The following is a 16385-nucleotide window of genomic DNA, read 5'->3' on the forward strand; positions in this document are numbered from 1 at the left end:
GGTACAGGAATTGATTGTGGCGCTGCCAAGGGGCACGGGAGCGCCGCTGTTTGCGTGCTAAGGGGAATTTGGCTTGAGCGGTGATAGTGCACCAGTTCCGAGCGGTCAGAGCGCTTTCGGTGACCGGTACGACGTCAAGACGTCGGCACCGTTGCCGGAGTTCACCACCTGTGGCGGCGATGCCTTCATGGCTGTCGACAAGGAACGCCCTGGCAAAGACATATATGCATTGGTACAGCACCCCACCATTCCGGTCCGGAATGAAGTTTACAAAAGCCTGAAAAGCCGCCCCGTTGCGAATGTGGTAAACCCCATCGACCGGGGCTTGATGAATCTGGACCTGAAAGGCCAGAAACAGCGGCTGGTCACCATTTTTGAACGACCGACAGGCGGCGCCCTGTTTGGGCCGGACGGCAAAGTACATCCGCGGGTTAACACAAATAAGCTCAGGCAAAGTATTGTTTTGTCTGCCTTGAAGGCAATCGCGGCAGTTCACAAACGCGGTTTCACGCACCGCAGTATCATGCCGACAAATCTTTTTTTCGCGGCCCCAGATGGCGATGAGGTCTGCATCGGCGAATGCTACAGCGCGCCGCCGGGCTACAAGCATCCCTTTGCCCTTGAGCCGCTAAAGCTGGCGCTTGCGGATGAAACAGCCCGCGGTGAAGGGGACATCGAAAGCGATTTCTATCAGCTGGGTGCCTGCCTCCAGAGCCTTTATTTCGGTGAAGCCCTGTGGCGCGGCAAGGACCGCGACAGTTTGCTGATGGCACGGGTGAACCAGAGCTCATTCTGGGCCCTGAGTGGAGGGCGTGAAATTCCCGGGGCGCTCGGCAACCTCATCCGGGGTCTGATGGCAGATGACGAGGACGAGCGCTGGGGCGCCGAAGATATCCTTGATTGGTTCGAGGGGGTGGGCAAACCAAAGCGCACCAGTATGAAGGCCTGGTCCATGAACCGGCCGACCAGTTTCAAGGGTGTTGCTTATGTGGACCGTCGCCTGCTGGCCGATGCCTTCGCCCGCGATCCGCGGGAAGCCGCGAATTTCCTTAAGGGAATCGACTTTCCTGCCTGGGTTCAGCTCTCGTTCCGCGATGAAATTCTGACCGAGCGGCTTGAAGCCACACTGAATGTCGTGCCTGGTGGTGGTCTTGGTGGCACGCGGCCCGACGACTATAAAATGGTGTCCCGCGTCTGCATGTTCCTGCACCCAACGGGACCGGTTCATTTCAAAGGCCACTCCTTCTTCCTGGATGGCTTGCCGTCGGCACTGGCCGATGCATTCTCGCGCGATGACCGTGACCTGATCGGTGTCATTCTGGATCTGTTTGATGAACGCTTCCTCAATGCCCTTGCTGAGGTCTGCGCCGAACGAAACGATAGGTTCATGACCCAGGTTCGTGGCCTGCGTCCCATCATGATCCACGGCAGCAGCAAATCGCTTGGGCGTGGCATGGAACGGGTGCTCTATGCCATGAACCCGATCCTGCCCTGCGTCAGTCAACGTTTCAGCAATGTCTGGATCGGGTCCATCAAACAGATGATGCGCGCGCTTGATCGAATGGCGGCGGTCGGGCCACTGAAGAATGTGCTGCTGGATCGCCATATCGCTGCCTTTTGTACCGCCCATGGCAGTGATCTTGAGCGCGATTTCAACAAGATTGCCGCCGCACAGAATGACCCGGTGCGCCTGAACAGCCTGAGCGCCGAGTTTTTCGGTATGCTGCAGCGCCGGTTTAAGCTTGAGCCGCTCCATAACCTGACCGAGAAGCTGGTCGATGGATTGTCAAACACCGTGAAGGCGCTGAAGAACAAGAAGCGCCGGGAGCGCGTGACAGCCTTGCTTGAAAAAGTGAAGAAAGGCGGTGATGTTCATAAGCTGACAACAGAACTGAACATGTCGCGTATCCAGGTCGAGGATTCAAGGGAGTTTGCCCAAGCCCGTAACGCGTTGATGAAACTGGACCGGGAAAAGGCCAAGCTGGGGCGTAAAATACTGCCAACTGACTCTGACGCGCGTACCAAGGGGTTGCGAGGCAGTAGGCTGGTCGCATTTGTCGTCATGTTACTTGTTGGGTTCATGGCATTTTTCCCTGCATAAGGGTTGAGTGCACAGGGATCTTTGGAAAGAAGAATGGCAAAAAAGAAGAAGCAAGCTACACCGATGCGGATGCGCCGCAAGATCAACAAACGCCAGGAAATGAGTGCGTTTGGGCCGCTTCTTGTCGCCGGCTTGATTGGCCTTGGCATCGCCAGCCTCAACGCGGTCGGTGTTGCCATCGTGGGGTTGGCGCCGACGATTGTTCTCAGCCTCACTGCCAAAGGTATTAATAAGGCTGAGCGCGTTCAGTGCGTCGGGTTCATGAATATCGCTGGCGTTCTACCGTTTATCGCAATGGTCATGGATCAACCACGGGAACTGATGTTTATCCTGTTCAACCCAATTAACCTGGCTACCATGTATGGTGCGGCGGCAGTCGGTTATGCCCTTGTCCACGTGGGCCCCATGCTTGCGGCCATCGTGCTGCAAAGCCTGGCGCAAGAGCGCATTAAAACGCTGAACCAGCAGCGACAGGCCCTGATCGAACAGTGGGGGGCAGATGTGATCGGAGACAAGGACGGTCCCGAAGAAGAGCCTGGCTGGGCACAAGGTCGGCGTCCAAGCGCCTGACCCTTAATGCTGTTGTTTACCGGGATTGCCCAGGCCAGCTTCTGATGCCGCAAGCCGCATCGCCTTCTGGACTTTTTCAAAAGCACGCACTTCAATCTGGCGTACCCGTTCACGGCTGACGCCGTATTCCTGGCTGAGTTCTTCCAGGGTTTTCGGCGGCTCCGCCAAACGGCGTTCCTGGAAAATATGGCGCTCACGGTCGTTAAGGTCACCCATCGCATCCGACAGAAGCTCCAGGCGCTGGTCCCGTTCTTCCTTGTCTGCCACCAGAGTTTCCTGGTCCGGGTTTTCGTCAACCAGCCAATCCTGCCATTCGCCTTCCGCGTCAGCGCGCAGGGGCGCATTCAGCGAGTGGTCCATGGCGGCCAGGCGACGGTTCATATTGACCACATCGTCTTCCGGCACATCCAGCTTTTTGGCGATCTTGGCGACATGTTCGGGTGTCAGGTCACCTTCCTCGACAGCAGCAATCTGACCTTTCATGCGGCGCAGGTTGAAGAACAGCTTTTTCTGCGCAGCGGTGGTGCCGATTTTCACCAGCGACCAGCTTCTGAGGATATATTCCTGGATTGCGGCCCTGATCCACCACATGGCGTAGGTGGCAAGGCGGAAACCTTTTTCCGGGTCGAAGCGTTTGACCGCCTGCATCATGCCCACATTGCCCTCAGAGATCAGATCAGCCACGGGCAGACCATAGCCGCGGTAGCCCATAGCAATCTTGGCAACCAGGCGCAGGTGGCTGGTGACAAGCTTATGGGCTGCGTCCCGGTCCTCGTGTTCGGTCCAGGCCTTGGCCAGCATGTATTCCTCTTCCTGCGCGAGCATCGGGAATTTCCGGATGTCCTGCAGGTATTGGCTGAGGCTGCCTTCAGGCGACAACGTTGGTAAGTTGCTTGGAGTCGACATATTCCTATCCCTAACCGCTTTATTGTTTGCCGCTTAGTTTACTGCGGCTTTCTATTCTTCGTCAAACACGCAAAAAGAGGCACTTACACCCGGTAGGGTGCCAGTGTCTCCAAAAGCTCTTTCATATCATATGGTAAGTCGCTCTCGAATTTAAAGGTTTCGCCGCTGACGGGGTGGCGAAAACCCAGAACCCGGGCATGAAGTGCCTGGCGTTTGAAGGATTGGAGCGCTGCGCGGGCCGCACCTTTTATGCTGCCGGGCACTGCAGATCGGGCATAAACCGGGTCGCCGACCAGTGGGTGGCCGATGTGGGCCATGTGAACGCGCACCTGATGGGTGCGGCCTGTCTCCAACTGGCATTCGATGAGGCTGGCGATAGCAACGCCATTTTGCGCGAAGTGAGTTTGCGAGCGGTAGTGCGTTGCCGCCCATTTGCCGCCATGGTCTGTAACGGCCATGCGCTTCCTGTCCACCGGATGGCGCGCGATATTGCCTTCAATCCGGCCACTGGGCGGCACGGGGTGGCCCTTGCACACGGCAGAATACAGGCGTTCAATGGAATGGTCCGCGAACTGCTCGGCAAGGCCATTGTGGGCCTTGTCATGCTTGGCCACAATCAGAAGCCCGCTGGTGTCCTTGTCAATGCGGTGCACGATGCCCGGGCGCTTGACGCCGCCGATGCCGCTCAAAGATCCGTGGCAGTGATGCAGCAACGCATTCACAAGCGTGCCGGACGGGCTGCCTGCCGCCGGGTGCACCACCATGCCAGGCGCCTTGTTGACCACAATCAGGTGCTCGTCCTCAAACACGATATCAAGCGGGATATCCTCGGCCTTTGGTTCTGGGTCCTCTGGCTCGGGCACATTGATATGGTATGTTTCACCGGCTTTGACTTTGCGCGACGCGCTGATTTTACCGCCCGCTTGCTGCTCAAGAACCTGGCCATCATCGATCAGTGCCTTGAGGCGCGAGCGCGAAAAGTCTGGCATTGCGTCGGCAAGCACTTTATCAAGGCGGCTGCCGGCAAGCTCTGGCTCGATATGAATTTTGAATGTGTCGCTCATGGAGACATCTTATGATGCCACAAGACGAAAAAGTCACGCCCCAGAATGAAGGCGCTGCCGTTTCTGGTGGTGACGACGAGGCAGTGCCCAGCCATACTGGCATGAAGGTGCTGGTGATCGGGCTGGGGATCGCCATCCTCGCGATGGTGGGGTTGATGGTCTATAAGATCTCCGAACGTGCGGCACAAAGCCTGATGGGTGAGGGTGACACCGAGGCCGTGGCCACGGCGCCTGTTATGGCACCGGCTCAATCTTATGGTGACTATCAGATCGAACGGCCAGCGGGCGCCACGCTGGTGTCCGTGACCGGCCAGGGTGCCGAATTGGTGTTCCATTTCCGGTCGAATGCCGGCGATACCATCATCACACTCAACCGTGTGACGGGTGAACAGGCCAAAGTGGACGTTCCGCTGGTATGGCAGGACAAGTAAACGTCCGGCTGAGCGCCACCCTCCTTGAAATGCTGGAGCGCACGGCCTGGCAGGCGGAGCCGCATGAGGCTTGCGCCTTGTTGCTGGGCGAGGTCGGGGGTAGTGAAGTCAAACTGACGCAGGCCGTTGTCACCGACAATGTTACCGAAGGTAACCCCGAAACCAGCTTCGAGATTGACCCTGGCATGCATATCCTGATGCAGAAAGCAGCACGGGCTGGTGGGCCCCAGATTGTGGGTGTCTGGCACAGCCATCCGAATGGGGTGGCGTGGCCGTCGGACACGGACAGGGCACAGTCTGTCGAACCCGGTTGGGTTTGGCTTATTTCCGGTGTCAGGGACGGTATGTGTGAGCACGGCGCCTTCCGGGCAGGAACAGGCGATCCGCACCAGCTTGATGAGTGCATGCTCAAAGTCTCGTCAGACTAGCGAAAAAGCGCCACAAAGCGTTTGAAAAGCCCCGTCGCAGACCTATAGTCAATCAGACGCCTGAATGTACCGCTGTTTGGGAAGGCAGCGGCGTTTTGTTTTCGATTATGGGGAGAAGTGCCTGTGCTGGGACAGATGCAAGACTGGCCTTTGCTGGTATCCAAGTTTCTTGAGCATGCCGAAGTAAACCATCCACGCCGCGAAATTGTCGGCCTTCTGCCGGAAGGCGGGAAGTTTGAATATACATACGCCGACTGTGCTGTGCGCGCCAAAAAGTGTGCGCAGGCGCTTGGACGCCTGGGAGTGGAAATGGGCGACCGGGTGGCGACACTTGCCTGGAACAGCCACCGACATATGGAAATCTGGTATGGTGCGTCCGGCATGGGCGCTGTGACGCACACGGTGAACCCGCGCCTGTTCCCCGAACAGCTGATCTACATCATGAATCACGCGGAAGACAAAGTGCTGATGCTGGACATCACCTTCGTGCCGCTGATCGAAGCCATTCAGGATCATCTGAAAACGATTGAGCATTATGTGATCATGGTCGGGCGTGAGCATATGCCCGAGACCAAGCTCCCGAACGTGCTGTCGTACGAAGAGCTATTGGATGCTGAAGACGGTAATTACAGCTGGCCGACATTTGATGAGAACACAGCCTGCGGCCTTTGTTACACGTCCGGAACAACCGGCAATCCGAAAGGGGTTCTCTACAGCCACCGGTCGAACTTCCTGCACACGCTGCTGGCAATCTCCGGTGACACGCTGGGCATCACGTCGCTGTCGACCATCCTGCCGGTCGTGCCGATGTTCCATGCTAACAGCTGGGGTATTCCGTATGCTGCGGCGGCCACGGGCGCCAAGATTGCCTTCAATGGCCCGCACCATGAACCGGATGTGCTTCATAAACTGATCATCGACGAGGATGTCACGGTGACAGCGGCTGTGCCGACTGTCTGGTCCGGCATGCTGAAGTATCTTGAGGCAACCGGCAAGGACATGGGTAAGCTGACGATCGTGACCATTGGTGGATCGGCAGTGCCCAGGAGCATGATCCAGACCTTCCAGGAAAAATACGGTGTCCGGGTGAACCATGCCTGGGGCATGACGGAAACCAGCCCTCTTGGCAGCCTTGGCAGCGAAAACGCAGCTGTGGCAACGCTGCCCGCCGAAGAAAAACTGGATGTGCAGACCAAACAGGGCCGCTCGGTCTTGGGTGTTGAGATGTGCATCAAGGACGACGACGGCAACATCCTGCCGCGCGACGGTGAGACCTCTGGCCGGGTGATGGTACGTGGCCCGTGGGTGATCGACACCTATTATAAGGGCGACAGCGGCAAGATCCTCGATGACGACAACTGGTTCGACACCGGCGATATCGCCTGTATCGACGAATATGGTTATATGCAGATCACAGACCGCGCCAAAGACGTGATCAAGTCTGGTGGCGAATGGATCAGCTCGATTGACCTTGAAAATGAGGCTGTCGCACACCCGGATGTGGTGGAAGCCGCAGTGATTGGCGTGCATCACCCTAAATGGGATGAACGCCCATTGATGATTGTCGTGCCGGAAGCGGGCAAGACGGTCTCGACCGAACAGATGAATGCCTTCCTTGAGACCCGGGTGGTCAAATGGTGGCTACCGGATGACGTGGTGATGGTGAGCGAGATTCCGCACACCGCCACAGGAAAGATTTCGAAGAAAGACCTCAGAGACCAGTTCAAGGACTATAAATTCCCAGGCACCTGATGGATTTGGGAAAGACCAAAAAGGAAGCCGCGGTGTTTTGCACTGCGGCTTTTCTTTTGGCGTGGTGCCTATTCGGGCTTTTTGCCGCCCATCCAGTAGATCAGCTTCTTGGCGGGCCAGATCCACAGCAGGCCGGCGATCAGGTAATAGACTGTCTGGATCGCGACCGACCATTCCGCCATCATGCCGCCAATGGCAGCCGCCAGGAAGGCATAAGCCATCAGGCCGAAAATCAGGGCAAGCATCCCGATCGCGCTGCGGGAGGATGGTTTTTCGTCGGTCATGTCTGTCTACTTTCTTGCGCTGTGGTTGGCCCAGTTGCGGCCCTATAAAAGCACGGCCAGGAAGGTGTGGGACGCTGCCTGACTGCTGCCGCGACCTCTTCTCTACATGGAATAGACTGCAATTAGCAATCAGTAGATGCCTGATCTATGGCCCACATGTGAAGCTTTCATGCCTGAACATTCCCGGTTTCAAAGCTGAGACAGGTCGGCATAGACGAGATAATCGCTAATTTCTCCATCCTTCAGCGTCAAGACTGTCGCGAATGTGGCTGAGTGCGCACTGCCATCCAGCCTGACGTAGTCAACCGTGCCATTGCATATGATGTCGTTACCATGAGGCCAGATATTGTCGATGGTATGGGCCATGCTACTAATGCTGCAGAAAAAAGCGTGATTAGCGTCCAGAACTGCCTTTTTCCCCTTCACGGGATCATGGTTGCCGATACGGAAGCGCACATCTTCCGCCAGGAAGGGGGCAAGCTGGGCTGTATCCATACCGTCAACCGCATTCTTGTAGAGGTCTGTTATAAAGTTTGTGCTGTTCATTGCGGTTATCCTTAAATTGCTGTGCTGACGCGGGTGATCCCTGATGTTTCCCCGCCATACATGTTTTTTTCTTCCGGCTTTTGGCTCAGATATTCGATAAACTCGAACTCAAAGCCGGCCGGATCGATGAAATAGATGGTTTTCCTGAAGGGGTGATCGGCGCCAATGGTCGCTATTTCGTATCCCTTGGCTTGGAGCCGGTTTGCGACGGCTTCCATATCATCAACGATAAACCCGATATGGGCGAGACCTGGCAGATGCCCTTTGAGGTCGCGGTTGCTGCCGGTGCCCCCATTGTTCAACGTGATGTAATGGTCATCGGTACCAACGTGCAGCCACTTTCGTTTTGTGCCGTACCAGTCGCCTTCGCCTGTTCCGCGCACCCGCCAGTCTGGAAACGCAGTCAGGATAAAATCCAATGTCGCGTCGAGGTCTTTGACAACCAGATTCACATGTTCCAATCGAGCCATTGTCTGCTCTCCTTCTGTAATGACTGTACCCAGACAATCTATTGCGTTTCTGAATGGGTGATAATATTGTTGTTTTGAAAAATATTGTTAACTTATAGGAAACAGTTGGGCGTCATGCAGGATATTTCCGCAATTCCAGTTTTCACCTGTGTGGTTGAAGAGGGCAGCTTCTCGAAGGCGGCCGGAAAGCTTGGCATTACCAAGTCGGCGGTGAGCAAGAGGATAAGTGGGCTGGAAGGTCAGCTGGGCGTTAAATTGCTGCAGCGGTCGACGCGCAAATTAAGCCTGACCGAAGCGGGTGCACGCTATTTTGAACATGCGGTGCAGGCATTGAATGCCGCGCAGGATGCCCAGAATGCGGCGATGGAATTGCAGGCGACGCCGCAAGGGACGCTGCGCCTCAGCGTACCAATGTCATTTGGGCGCCTTCACATTGCGCCGATCATCCCACAATTCTTAAAGCAGTATCCGAATGTTAAAATTCATATGGATATGAGCGACCAGACCCGTGATGTCATTGCGGAGGGCTTCGATGTTGCGTTAAGCGCAGGCGACCTGCCGGATTCGTCGCTTATCGCCCGGAAGCTGGCGCCGCTCCATAGCGTTCTTTGTGCATCTAAGGATTATATCGCAAGGCACGGTATGCCAAAATCGCCACAGGACCTGATACAGCATAATTGCATCCTGTTTACGTATCACACAGGGGTACCTGAGTGGGTGTTTATCAGGAACGGTGAGGAAAGCCGCGTTCGGATAGAAGGCAATTACCAGGTGAACAACAGCGAAGCTTTGCATGAGGCATTGCTGCAGGGCCTGGGGATTGGACGCTTGCCGACTTTTGTTGCCGGGCCGGATATTCAATCAGGGAAACTGGTGCCCATATTGTCTGATTATGAAATGCCGCATAAGGCGATATATGCGGTTTTCCCGGAGAAGCGCTATCTGCCTGAAAAGGTACGTGTCTTTATCGATTTCATGGTCACTAACCTGGGCGGCAATATACCGCATTGGGACCGCTGGAGGCATGGAGATGAGACATGAGCGGCTGTTCTATGCAACAGTTAAAGCGTCGCCAATTTCTCCGCCGCCAAGGCAATGATACGCCGGGTTTCCGCCCATAGCGGCAGCGCAAGGGCTTCCTCAAGAGGGAAAAAGCGTGCATCGACCGCATCAGTGCCAGCAACCGGATGACGATCGGTGGTCAGGGCAAGATAATCGATCAAGGTATAGTGAAATTCGAGCGATCCATCAGGCGCCCGGTCAATATAGTCGACAACGTCTAACAGGCAGGTTGGCTGGATCGTAAGGCCTGTTTCCTCGAACACTTCGCGCGCAGCGGCCTCAAACGCTGTCTCCCCCAATAGCTGAGCACCACCAGGCAGGCTCCACTCATTCTCCTTGGGGGGCTTGCCGCGCTTGATCAGAAGAACATTGTTGCCGTTCATCACCACGGCACCAACGCCCACGACCGGACGCGTCGGATTTTGCCGGTGATCCGGCTTTTCACTTGCCTCTGTCATAAGCATGCTATTTCTTTGCACATAAGCCCCACAATGGGAGTGGACGACAAAAGAGGCAAGGGTTTATGTGTGGACGTTATTTGATGACATCGCCAAAGGATGCAATGAAGGCATTGTTTGGCGTGCGCGCAGATGCTCACATACCGCCGCGATACAATATTTCCCCCGGTCAACCGGTGCTGATTGTCCGCAATAACGAGAGCGGTTTGGCTGAGCTTGCCGCAGTCGAGTGGGGGTTGGTGCCAGAGTGGAAAAAGGAACTGGGTGCCAAGCCGCTGATCAACGCACGCATGGAAACCGTGGCTGAGAAGCCTTCTTTCCGGTCTCCGATGAAGCGGACGCGCTGCCTGGTGCCTTTTGATGGCTGGTATGAATGGAAAACAGTGAATGGACGCAAGCAGCCTTTCCTGATCACCCCCGTCGGCGGTGGCCTGCAGGCCTTTGCGGGCATCTGGACCACCTGGCATGGCCCGGCAGGCGAACATTGGCTGGAAACCATGGCGATCCTGACGGGGCCGACCAACGGGCCGATGCGCAGCCTGCATAGCCGGATGCCGCTTGTTGTAAAGCGGGAGCAGTATGGGGCTTGGCTCACACCCCACGACCCGCTACCCCGCGGCTTCCTGGAAAGTTTCGATTTTATGCCAGAGACTGCATTCGAGTGGCGCGCAGTTAACAGCCGTCTCAATGATGTGCGGTTTGACGCGCCGGAATGCCTGGAGCCGCCAGAGCAAGAACGCCAACACACTTTGTTTTAAGGAAAGCAGACACGAATGACTGACCTGAATGATCGCCAAAGCCCTGTTTTCCTTGAAAAAGTTGGTCCCATCGGTCGCTTGGTGCTGAACAGGCCGGAGAAGCGCAATGCCATGTCGGAAGCCATGTGGGCATCAATCCCAGGCGCTGTAGCGCGGCTTGATGCGGACCCGGACGTGCGCGTCATCATTGTCTGCTCGTCTACGGAAAAAGCATTCTCCGCTGGGGCAGACATTGCAGAGCTGGAACAGATTGCGACGTCGCCGGAGCGGCAGGAAAGTAACAGGCTGGCTATTCGGGAAGCCCAGCGGACGCTGGCACGGGCGAAGAAGCCAACCATCGCCCAGGTGGCAGGGGCCTGCATGGGCGGCGGCTGTGGCCTTGCCATTCACTGCGACATGCGCTTTGCCGCCAACACAGCACGGTTTGCAATCACGCCGGCCAAGCTGGGGCTGATCTATCCCCTCAATGACACCAAGCAGTTGATGGACCTTGTGGGGCCAGCGAAGGCCAAAAGCATGCTGTTTACCGGCCGGGTGGTGGACGCCGATGAGGCACTGCGCATTGGCCTGGTGGATGAGCTGTTTTCCCTAGATGAATTGACGGAAAGGACCCAGGCATTTGCGCAGCAAATTGCCCAGGTCTCGCAATATTCGGTGCGCGGCATTAAACAGACCATTCGCCTTATCCTTGACGGCCAGCATGACGATGACGACCAGACCGCACAAATGTTCAAGGATGCCCACACAGCCGAGGACGCGACTGAGGGTGTCAGGGCGTTTCTTGAGAAGCGTAGCCCTGCCTTCCGCTGGAACGGGGGCAGTGAGGCCTAGTTGGGGCGAAGGTCGCGAAAATCCGGTACCTGATAGAGTGCCGCCACATGCAGTGCTGATGTCAGATACACCACAAACCCTGACACGATCAGGCCCATGCGGGGTTCAAACGATTCCGGCACCAGGCTTAAGGCCAGGTTGCCGATGACCAGATAGAATATCGCAGCAATCAGAAATAGCAGCCCCAAGGAAGCGGCAATGGGTACCATGAAAAGACGGGCTCGCATAAAAGCTGACGGTAGTGTTTCGCGCCGGTCGCGGGCTTCTGCGGCGATCGCCAGATGGGCCGTGCTAGTCAGGACAATCGACATCCAGATCACCACGCCGCCGCCGACCATGGCAAGTGCGTTGGCCAGTGGCCCCAAAGCTAACGCGAGCCCTGCTGTAAGCGACAGGACAAAGAGGCCGACAAGAATGGTGATACCGTTCACCGCGACCATATGGAGGAACGACCGAAGGCCCCGTATCAAAAAGGCCTTCAATCCACCTGCTGACGGCACTAATTGCCCCGGGGCCGAGGCCCTGGCAAATGGCACTAGAAGGAAGGTGGATACGGCTGTGGCTGCCAGATGGCCAAGGAGTAAGATGGATGCTCCATCGTTGAAGGCGGCGGCAAATTCGGCGCTCTTTTCGTCTGGTGTGCCGGTTTCCTGCTGAATTTCGATCAGCCCTTCAAGCACTGCAACGGCTGGGGCATAGACAATGCTGCTGCCAATGCCGGCCAACAGGCCTAAAAGCACCAGCAACTCAAAGCGGGCTTTTGCGGCTTGAATGGCGGCCTTTATAAGGCCCGCAATTGTCGGTGTGTGGAACTGCATTGGGTTTGCTCCGATCACGCTCAACCTAAGGGAAGGGGATTGTTTTGAAAAGGAAATTCACCGTTCTTTGATAGCACGGCCAGTTGAAGCCAAAAGCTTTCGGTTTATTATCACCGTCAAGATCATATCGGGAGAATATCATGTTTGAGGGTCAAACCATTTGGATTACTGGCGGATCGTCAGGAATTGGCGAAGCCTTGGCACACCAGTTTGCCAAAGAAGGCGCGAAGCTCATCCTGTCTGCCCGCCGCGCAGAGGAACTGGAGCGCGTCCGGGAGGCCTGTGTCAGCGAGGGGGCAGACAAGGGTAACATTCTCGTCCTTCCCCTGGACGTCACGGATGAAGCAGCGCTTGAAGGAAAGGTTGCCGAGGCCAAGGCCTTCACCGGCCGGATCGACATGTTGATCAACAATGCTGGCATTTCGCAGCGGTCCCTGTGTGTGGACACGGAAATGGCAACCTACCGTAGGCTTTTCGAAGTCGACGTGTTCGGCCAGATCGCCCTCACCAAACTTGTTTTGCCGATCATGCTGGCTCAAAAAAGTGGCCATCTGGCGGTCACAGCGTCGGTGGCTGGCAAGATCGGTGTATCCCAGCGGACGGGCTATTGCGCTGCCAAACACGCGATGATGGGCTTTTTTGACGCCCTTCGGGCTGAAGTGGCGAAAGACGGCATTCATGTCACCACCATCACGCCTGGCTTCATACGCACCAATATCGCCAAGAATGCCCTCAAAGGCGATGGCTCCGAATTTGCCAAGGTAGACAAGAATATCGCCGGCGGCATGGATGTGGACGCCTGCGCGCGGGTCATCATGCAAGGGTTCAAGAAGGGCAAAAAAGAGATTCCGGTGGGCGAGGGCAGCGAAATGAAAGCCCTGTGGGTGAAGCGCTTTTTCCCCAATATGCTGTTCAGGATGGTTGAAAGAATGAGCTGAAGATTGGCCTGAAGATTGGCCTGAAGATTGGCCTGAAGATTGGCCTGAAGATGGTCAGGGAGCATCAGTGCACGGATTTACATCTGCGGCACCTGTCTCCCGACCATCCTCCAGGAGGATTCTCAGGCGTCAAGATACTCATCGCTGCCTGGCCGTGGCCTTGACGGCATGAAGCGGTCCCACCAGCGCGTTTCAGGTTCGGGTCGTGGCCTTGGCGCTGGCTTTTCAAACGTCACCTGTGGCTTACCGCGTCCCAAGTCCAGGAATTCCAGATTGGAAACTTTCTGGTGATCCAGCATCAGGCGGTCATTGATCCGGCCATACCGTGGTTGCTTCAGATAGACCGAGCAGCCGATAATAAAGGTTGGCGTACCGTCATCGTCGGCCAGTGGCAGATAAAGTGATTCCACTTCAGCACTGTCGCCGGTCCTGCGCCTGACGGTTTCCTGCATCTGTACGCCGCTGGGCTGGTCCAGAATGGCTTCATACAGGCGGGCTGTATTTTCCCGCATGTTCGGTGTTGTCAGGTCAAACGCGTTTATGCCTGCCATTGGTGCCTGCCAGAGGGCATCCTGTGACGTGCCAATCATGGACACCTGCACGTCATAGCGGTCTATGCGTTTCATCAGCGAGATGCGTGGCAGCAGCTCGTGTAAATCTGTTGGATGCAGCACACATTTTCTGGGCATGGCCGCGCCTGCTTCGCGCGGTAAAGTGTGCCAATACTCAAGTAAACGCCCCAAAACACCGGAAACGGGCATACACGCCTCCTCTTCCCTCAATTGGAACCCCTTTGGTCGGGAAATCATGAGGCGCGTTTGCTACTGTTTCAAGACAAGGCTACTGACCTATTGTTGGCCTGCTTTTTGCCCCGCTTCAAATGCCTGAATCTGCTCGGTGATTCCCTTCGCCAGGTCATTCGGCAGTGGGAAGGTCAGGTGGTACTGTGAAATCTTCCAGCCGTCATTTGTGCGAATCAGCACGCCGGTGCCCCGGCTGGTGCCATACTTGGTGTTATCCAGAAGCTCATCGAACCAGGCGGTGTTGCCGTCCGGTGTGAAATTGACGTGTCGCTCGCGCACCGTGTAGGTCCAGCCCTTGGTTGGCAGGGCATAAGCCTGAAAAGTGGGCTTGTCCCAACGCTCTGACGCATCGGTGCCCAGGAAGATGGAATCCTCGGTCAGCAGCGCGAAATAGGTATCCCAATCTGCATCAGATGCAGCGCCATGAAAGGTGTCAAGCGTGCGGTTCACCCCTGCCAGGTCCTCATCATCGGCTAGGACGGGCATCATAAACCCGAAGATCAGGATAAAATATACAATTAGTGTGCGCATGGTCTCTCTCCGAAAATAGATGCGGCGCCGACAGCCGTCAGCGCCGCCAAAAAGTTAGCTGTTGGCTTTGATCGCGCCAGACTTCAGGCGCGCCAGATAGTCTTTCAGGTCTGTTCTTAACTCGGTCGCCATAAACGCTATGCCGATCAGGTTTGGTACGGCCATCAAAAAGAACAGGCTGTCCATGAGCTTGTATACTTGGTCTGCAGTGAAGGCGGCCCCTGGCACCAACGCGACACAAAAGATGATCTTGAAGATGTTCATTGATTTATCGCCGCCGCCGAAAACAAACTCCCACACTTTTCCAGAGTAATAGCCCCAGCTGATAATTGTTGAGAAGGCAAACATAAATGCGGCTGCAGCAAGTACCAACGGGAACCAGCTGATGACGCTGCCAAATGCTGCAGATGTCATTGAGATACCTTGGACTTCCTGGCCAATGGTGTAGTTGCCGGTAATAACGATTACGAGCGCTGTCATGGTGGAGACGACAATCGTATCAACAAATGGTTCCATCAGGGCAACCATCCCCTCAGATACAGGCTCTTTTGTTTTGGCAGCTGCGTGCGCCATTGTCGCTGATCCGAGACCTGCTTCGGTGGAATAAACTGCACGCCGCATACCGATGATGATAACGCCGATGACGCCGCCTGTTGCAGCATCCGGGTTGAAGGCACTTTCGAAAATGGTGACAAAGGCAGCTGGTACTTCTGAGGCATGCCCCAGAATAATGACCAGGGCACCTGTGATATATACAGCAGCCATTAGGGGTACAAGTTTTGATGTAACACCAGCAATTGACTTGATGCCCCCTATGATAACGATGGCGGTAAGGATGGCGATGACTACGCCAAAGCCCCATTGAGTCGTGTTTGTATCAATTCCCGTAACAGCTGTGATTGCTTCATAGGATTGATTGACTTGTGCGACTTGGAGCAATGTTGGCACCGCTAGGATCGCGTAGCTCCAAGCCAGAATCTTCCCAATTTTTGCCCACCCTTGACCGCGTTTCTTTAAACCGCGTTCCAGATAATACATGGGGCCACCTGCCACGGTGCCGTCCTCGCGCACGTCGCGGTATTTTACCCCCAGCGTACATTCAGCAAACTTTAGGGACATGGCGCAGAAGCCAATGATGATCATCCAAAAGGTTGCGCCAGGGCCGCCCATGGAAATGGCGACAGCAACGCCTGCAATGTTGCCAAGACCTACGGTGCCGGAAAGGGCGGTAGAAAGCGCCTGGAACTGGGTGACTTCGCCTTCCGCCTTTTCGTCGTGATAGTCGCCTTTCACAATTCGCCAAGCCCGCCTGAAGCTTGTAACATTTACAAAGCCAAAAAGAATGGTCAGCGAGACCATTGCGACCCCCATCAGGATAACAATCCATTCGACATTGTTGCCCGCAATGGGAATAGTCTGGAAGACAAAGCTATCTAACTGGTTGATGAGATAGACAAGAAAACCGACAAATCCGGTTTGTTCACCATCTTGTGCCAATGTCGGTGCGGTGATTGCGAGGGCAGCCATGAAAGCTGCCAGAATACGCTTGAACTGAAACACGTCCTCTCCCCAGAGTTATCTTGTGTTATTTGCCGGGCAGAGTAGGCGAGGGGGCACCCGGATGGAAGCCAAAA

General features: G+C 55.7%; 19 protein-coding genes. 9 read left to right on the forward strand and 10 right to left on the reverse strand.

What is annotated here, in order from left to right:
• Positions 1 to 73 precede the first annotated feature (73 nt).
• The gene (locus tag B3Z17_RS00710; protein ID WP_286828135.1) at positions 74 to 2101 is read left to right on the forward strand and encodes a hypothetical protein; all 2028 of its coding nucleotides are present in this window, start codon (positions 74 to 76) and stop codon (positions 2099 to 2101) included.
• 33 nt (positions 2102 to 2134) lie between these two features.
• Positions 2135 to 2671 carry a hypothetical protein gene (locus B3Z17_RS00715; RefSeq protein ID WP_068304972.1) on the forward strand — a complete coding sequence of 179 codons (537 nt, stop codon included), beginning with the start codon at positions 2135 to 2137 and terminating at the stop codon, positions 2669 to 2671.
• Between the two features lie 3 nt (positions 2672 to 2674).
• On the opposite strand, the gene rpoH is transcribed toward B3Z17_RS00715, so the two are convergent.
• Both rpoH and B3Z17_RS00725 read right to left on the reverse strand, forming a co-directional pair.
• Complete coding sequence (gene rpoH, locus B3Z17_RS00720) at positions 2675 to 3577, reverse strand: RNA polymerase sigma factor RpoH (RefSeq protein ID WP_286828136.1); 903 nt, start codon at positions 3575 to 3577, stop codon at positions 2675 to 2677.
• An 83-nt stretch (positions 3578 to 3660) separates the two neighbouring features.
• On the reverse strand, positions 3661 to 4641 hold the full coding sequence (locus B3Z17_RS00725) for an RluA family pseudouridine synthase (RefSeq protein ID WP_286828137.1): 981 nt from the start codon (positions 4639 to 4641) through the stop codon (positions 3661 to 3663).
• Between the two features lie 11 nt (positions 4642 to 4652).
• Here B3Z17_RS00725 and B3Z17_RS00730 point away from each other — a divergent pair, with 11 nt between their 5' ends.
• The 3 genes from B3Z17_RS00730 to B3Z17_RS00740 all read left to right on the forward strand — a co-directional run bounded on the left by B3Z17_RS00730 (position 4653) and on the right by B3Z17_RS00740 (position 7252).
• A complete protein-coding gene (locus tag B3Z17_RS00730; RefSeq protein WP_286828139.1) occupies positions 4653 to 5072 on the forward strand; it encodes a hypothetical protein in 420 nt (139 codons plus the stop codon).
• Positions 5057 to 5500 (forward strand): M67 family metallopeptidase, encoded by a 444-nt coding sequence (locus B3Z17_RS00735; protein ID WP_286828140.1) that lies wholly within the window; start codon positions 5057 to 5059, stop codon positions 5498 to 5500. The genes B3Z17_RS00730 and B3Z17_RS00735 overlap by 16 nt, the downstream gene beginning before the upstream one ends.
• Before the next feature lie 123 nt (positions 5501 to 5623).
• The gene (locus tag B3Z17_RS00740) at positions 5624 to 7252 is read left to right on the forward strand and encodes a long-chain-fatty-acid--CoA ligase (protein WP_286828141.1); all 1629 of its coding nucleotides are present in this window, start codon (positions 5624 to 5626) and stop codon (positions 7250 to 7252) included.
• 68 nt (positions 7253 to 7320) lie between these two features.
• Here the strand turns inward: B3Z17_RS00740 and B3Z17_RS00745 are convergent, their stop codons facing one another.
• The 3 genes from B3Z17_RS00745 to B3Z17_RS00755 form a co-directional block, all read right to left on the reverse strand.
• Positions 7321 to 7536, reverse strand: coding sequence for a DUF2842 domain-containing protein (locus tag B3Z17_RS00745; RefSeq protein ID WP_068304984.1), 216 nt, complete (start codon positions 7534 to 7536; stop codon positions 7321 to 7323).
• Positions 7537 to 7725: 189 nt separating this feature from the next.
• Complete coding sequence (locus B3Z17_RS00750) at positions 7726 to 8082, reverse strand: nuclear transport factor 2 family protein (protein WP_286828142.1); 357 nt, start codon at positions 8080 to 8082, stop codon at positions 7726 to 7728.
• Between the two features lie 11 nt (positions 8083 to 8093).
• Positions 8094 to 8552: a VOC family protein gene (locus tag B3Z17_RS00755; RefSeq protein WP_068304989.1), complete on the reverse strand. Its 459-nt coding sequence runs from the start codon at positions 8550 to 8552 to the stop codon at positions 8094 to 8096.
• A 114-nt stretch (positions 8553 to 8666) separates the two neighbouring features.
• Here B3Z17_RS00755 and B3Z17_RS00760 point away from each other — a divergent pair, with 114 nt between their 5' ends.
• On the forward strand, positions 8667 to 9593 hold the full coding sequence (locus B3Z17_RS00760) for a LysR family transcriptional regulator (protein ID WP_286828143.1): 927 nt from the start codon (positions 8667 to 8669) through the stop codon (positions 9591 to 9593).
• Between the two features lie 20 nt (positions 9594 to 9613).
• Here B3Z17_RS00760 and B3Z17_RS00765 read toward each other — a convergent pair whose 3' ends face one another.
• Entirely contained in the window at positions 9614 to 10078 is a 465-nt protein-coding gene (locus B3Z17_RS00765; RefSeq protein ID WP_206594876.1) for an NUDIX hydrolase, read from the reverse strand.
• 59 nt (positions 10079 to 10137) lie between these two features.
• On the opposite strand from B3Z17_RS00765, the gene B3Z17_RS00770 reads away from it, so the two are divergent.
• Positions 10138 to 10830, forward strand: coding sequence for an SOS response-associated peptidase (locus tag B3Z17_RS00770; RefSeq protein WP_074519492.1), 693 nt, complete (start codon positions 10138 to 10140; stop codon positions 10828 to 10830).
• Between the two features lie 15 nt (positions 10831 to 10845).
• On the forward strand, positions 10846 to 11661 hold the full coding sequence (locus B3Z17_RS00775; protein ID WP_286828146.1) for an enoyl-CoA hydratase/isomerase family protein: 816 nt from the start codon (positions 10846 to 10848) through the stop codon (positions 11659 to 11661).
• Here B3Z17_RS00775 and B3Z17_RS00780 read toward each other — a convergent pair.
• Entirely contained in the window at positions 11658 to 12479 is an 822-nt protein-coding gene (locus tag B3Z17_RS00780) for a hypothetical protein (RefSeq protein WP_286828148.1), read from the reverse strand. The genes B3Z17_RS00775 and B3Z17_RS00780 overlap by 4 nt on opposite strands.
• A 140-nt stretch (positions 12480 to 12619) precedes the next feature.
• Between B3Z17_RS00780 and B3Z17_RS00785 the strand changes: the two genes are divergently transcribed.
• Positions 12620 to 13417 carry an SDR family oxidoreductase gene (locus tag B3Z17_RS00785; protein WP_286828150.1) on the forward strand — a complete coding sequence of 266 codons (798 nt, stop codon included), beginning with the start codon at positions 12620 to 12622 and terminating at the stop codon, positions 13415 to 13417.
• A gap of 122 nt (positions 13418 to 13539) precedes the next feature.
• On the opposite strand, the gene B3Z17_RS00790 is transcribed toward B3Z17_RS00785, so the two are convergent.
• From B3Z17_RS00790 to B3Z17_RS00800, 3 genes are all read right to left on the reverse strand, one after another.
• Positions 13540 to 14178 (reverse strand): PAS domain-containing protein, encoded by a 639-nt coding sequence (locus B3Z17_RS00790; protein WP_286828151.1) that lies wholly within the window; start codon positions 14176 to 14178, stop codon positions 13540 to 13542.
• A gap of 87 nt (positions 14179 to 14265) precedes the next feature.
• On the reverse strand, positions 14266 to 14751 hold the full coding sequence (locus B3Z17_RS00795) for a nuclear transport factor 2 family protein (RefSeq protein WP_286828152.1): 486 nt from the start codon (positions 14749 to 14751) through the stop codon (positions 14266 to 14268).
• A gap of 54 nt (positions 14752 to 14805) precedes the next feature.
• Positions 14806 to 16311, reverse strand: a complete 1506-nt coding sequence (locus tag B3Z17_RS00800; protein ID WP_286828154.1) for an alanine/glycine:cation symporter family protein — start codon at positions 16309 to 16311, stop codon at positions 14806 to 14808.
• Positions 16312 to 16385: the final 74 nt, after the last annotated feature.

The organism is Kordiimonas sp. UBA4487 (assembly GCF_002389025.1).
Lineage (GTDB): Bacteria > Pseudomonadota > Alphaproteobacteria > Sphingomonadales > Kordiimonadaceae > Kordiimonas > Kordiimonas lacus.

Bases quoted from the DNA above. Each gene is read 5' to 3' on its own strand.
- B3Z17_RS00725 (WP_286828137.1), bottom strand. From the start codon at position 4,641: ATGAGCGACACATTCAAAATTCATATCGAGCCAGAGCTTGCCGGCAGC.
- B3Z17_RS00755 (WP_068304989.1), bottom strand. From the start codon at position 8,552: ATGGCTCGATTGGAACATGTGAATCTGGTTGTCAAAGACCTCGACGCG.
- B3Z17_RS00775 (WP_286828146.1), top strand. From the start codon at position 10,846: ATGACTGACCTGAATGATCGCCAAAGCCCTGTTTTCCTTGAAAAAGTT.
- rpoH (WP_286828136.1), bottom strand. From the start codon at position 3,577: ATGTCGACTCCAAGCAACTTACCAACGTTGTCGCCTGAAGGCAGCCTC.
- B3Z17_RS00715 (WP_068304972.1), top strand. From the start codon at position 2,135: ATGGCAAAAAAGAAGAAGCAAGCTACACCGATGCGGATGCGCCGCAAG.
- B3Z17_RS00770 (WP_074519492.1), top strand. From the start codon at position 10,138: ATGTGTGGACGTTATTTGATGACATCGCCAAAGGATGCAATGAAGGCA.
- B3Z17_RS00750 (WP_286828142.1), bottom strand. From the start codon at position 8,082: ATGAACAGCACAAACTTTATAACAGACCTCTACAAGAATGCGGTTGAC.
- B3Z17_RS00790 (WP_286828151.1), bottom strand. From the start codon at position 14,178: ATGCCCGTTTCCGGTGTTTTGGGGCGTTTACTTGAGTATTGGCACACT.
- B3Z17_RS00765 (WP_206594876.1), bottom strand. From the start codon at position 10,078: ATGCTTATGACAGAGGCAAGTGAAAAGCCGGATCACCGGCAAAATCCG.
- B3Z17_RS00780 (WP_286828148.1), bottom strand. From the start codon at position 12,479: ATGCAGTTCCACACACCGACAATTGCGGGCCTTATAAAGGCCGCCATT.
- B3Z17_RS00735 (WP_286828140.1), top strand. From the start codon at position 5,057: ATGGCAGGACAAGTAAACGTCCGGCTGAGCGCCACCCTCCTTGAAATG.
- B3Z17_RS00760 (WP_286828143.1), top strand. From the start codon at position 8,667: ATGCAGGATATTTCCGCAATTCCAGTTTTCACCTGTGTGGTTGAAGAG.
- B3Z17_RS00785 (WP_286828150.1), top strand. From the start codon at position 12,620: ATGTTTGAGGGTCAAACCATTTGGATTACTGGCGGATCGTCAGGAATT.
- B3Z17_RS00745 (WP_068304984.1), bottom strand. From the start codon at position 7,536: ATGACCGACGAAAAACCATCCTCCCGCAGCGCGATCGGGATGCTTGCC.
- B3Z17_RS00730 (WP_286828139.1), top strand. From the start codon at position 4,653: ATGATGCCACAAGACGAAAAAGTCACGCCCCAGAATGAAGGCGCTGCC.
- B3Z17_RS00795 (WP_286828152.1), bottom strand. From the start codon at position 14,751: ATGCGCACACTAATTGTATATTTTATCCTGATCTTCGGGTTTATGATG.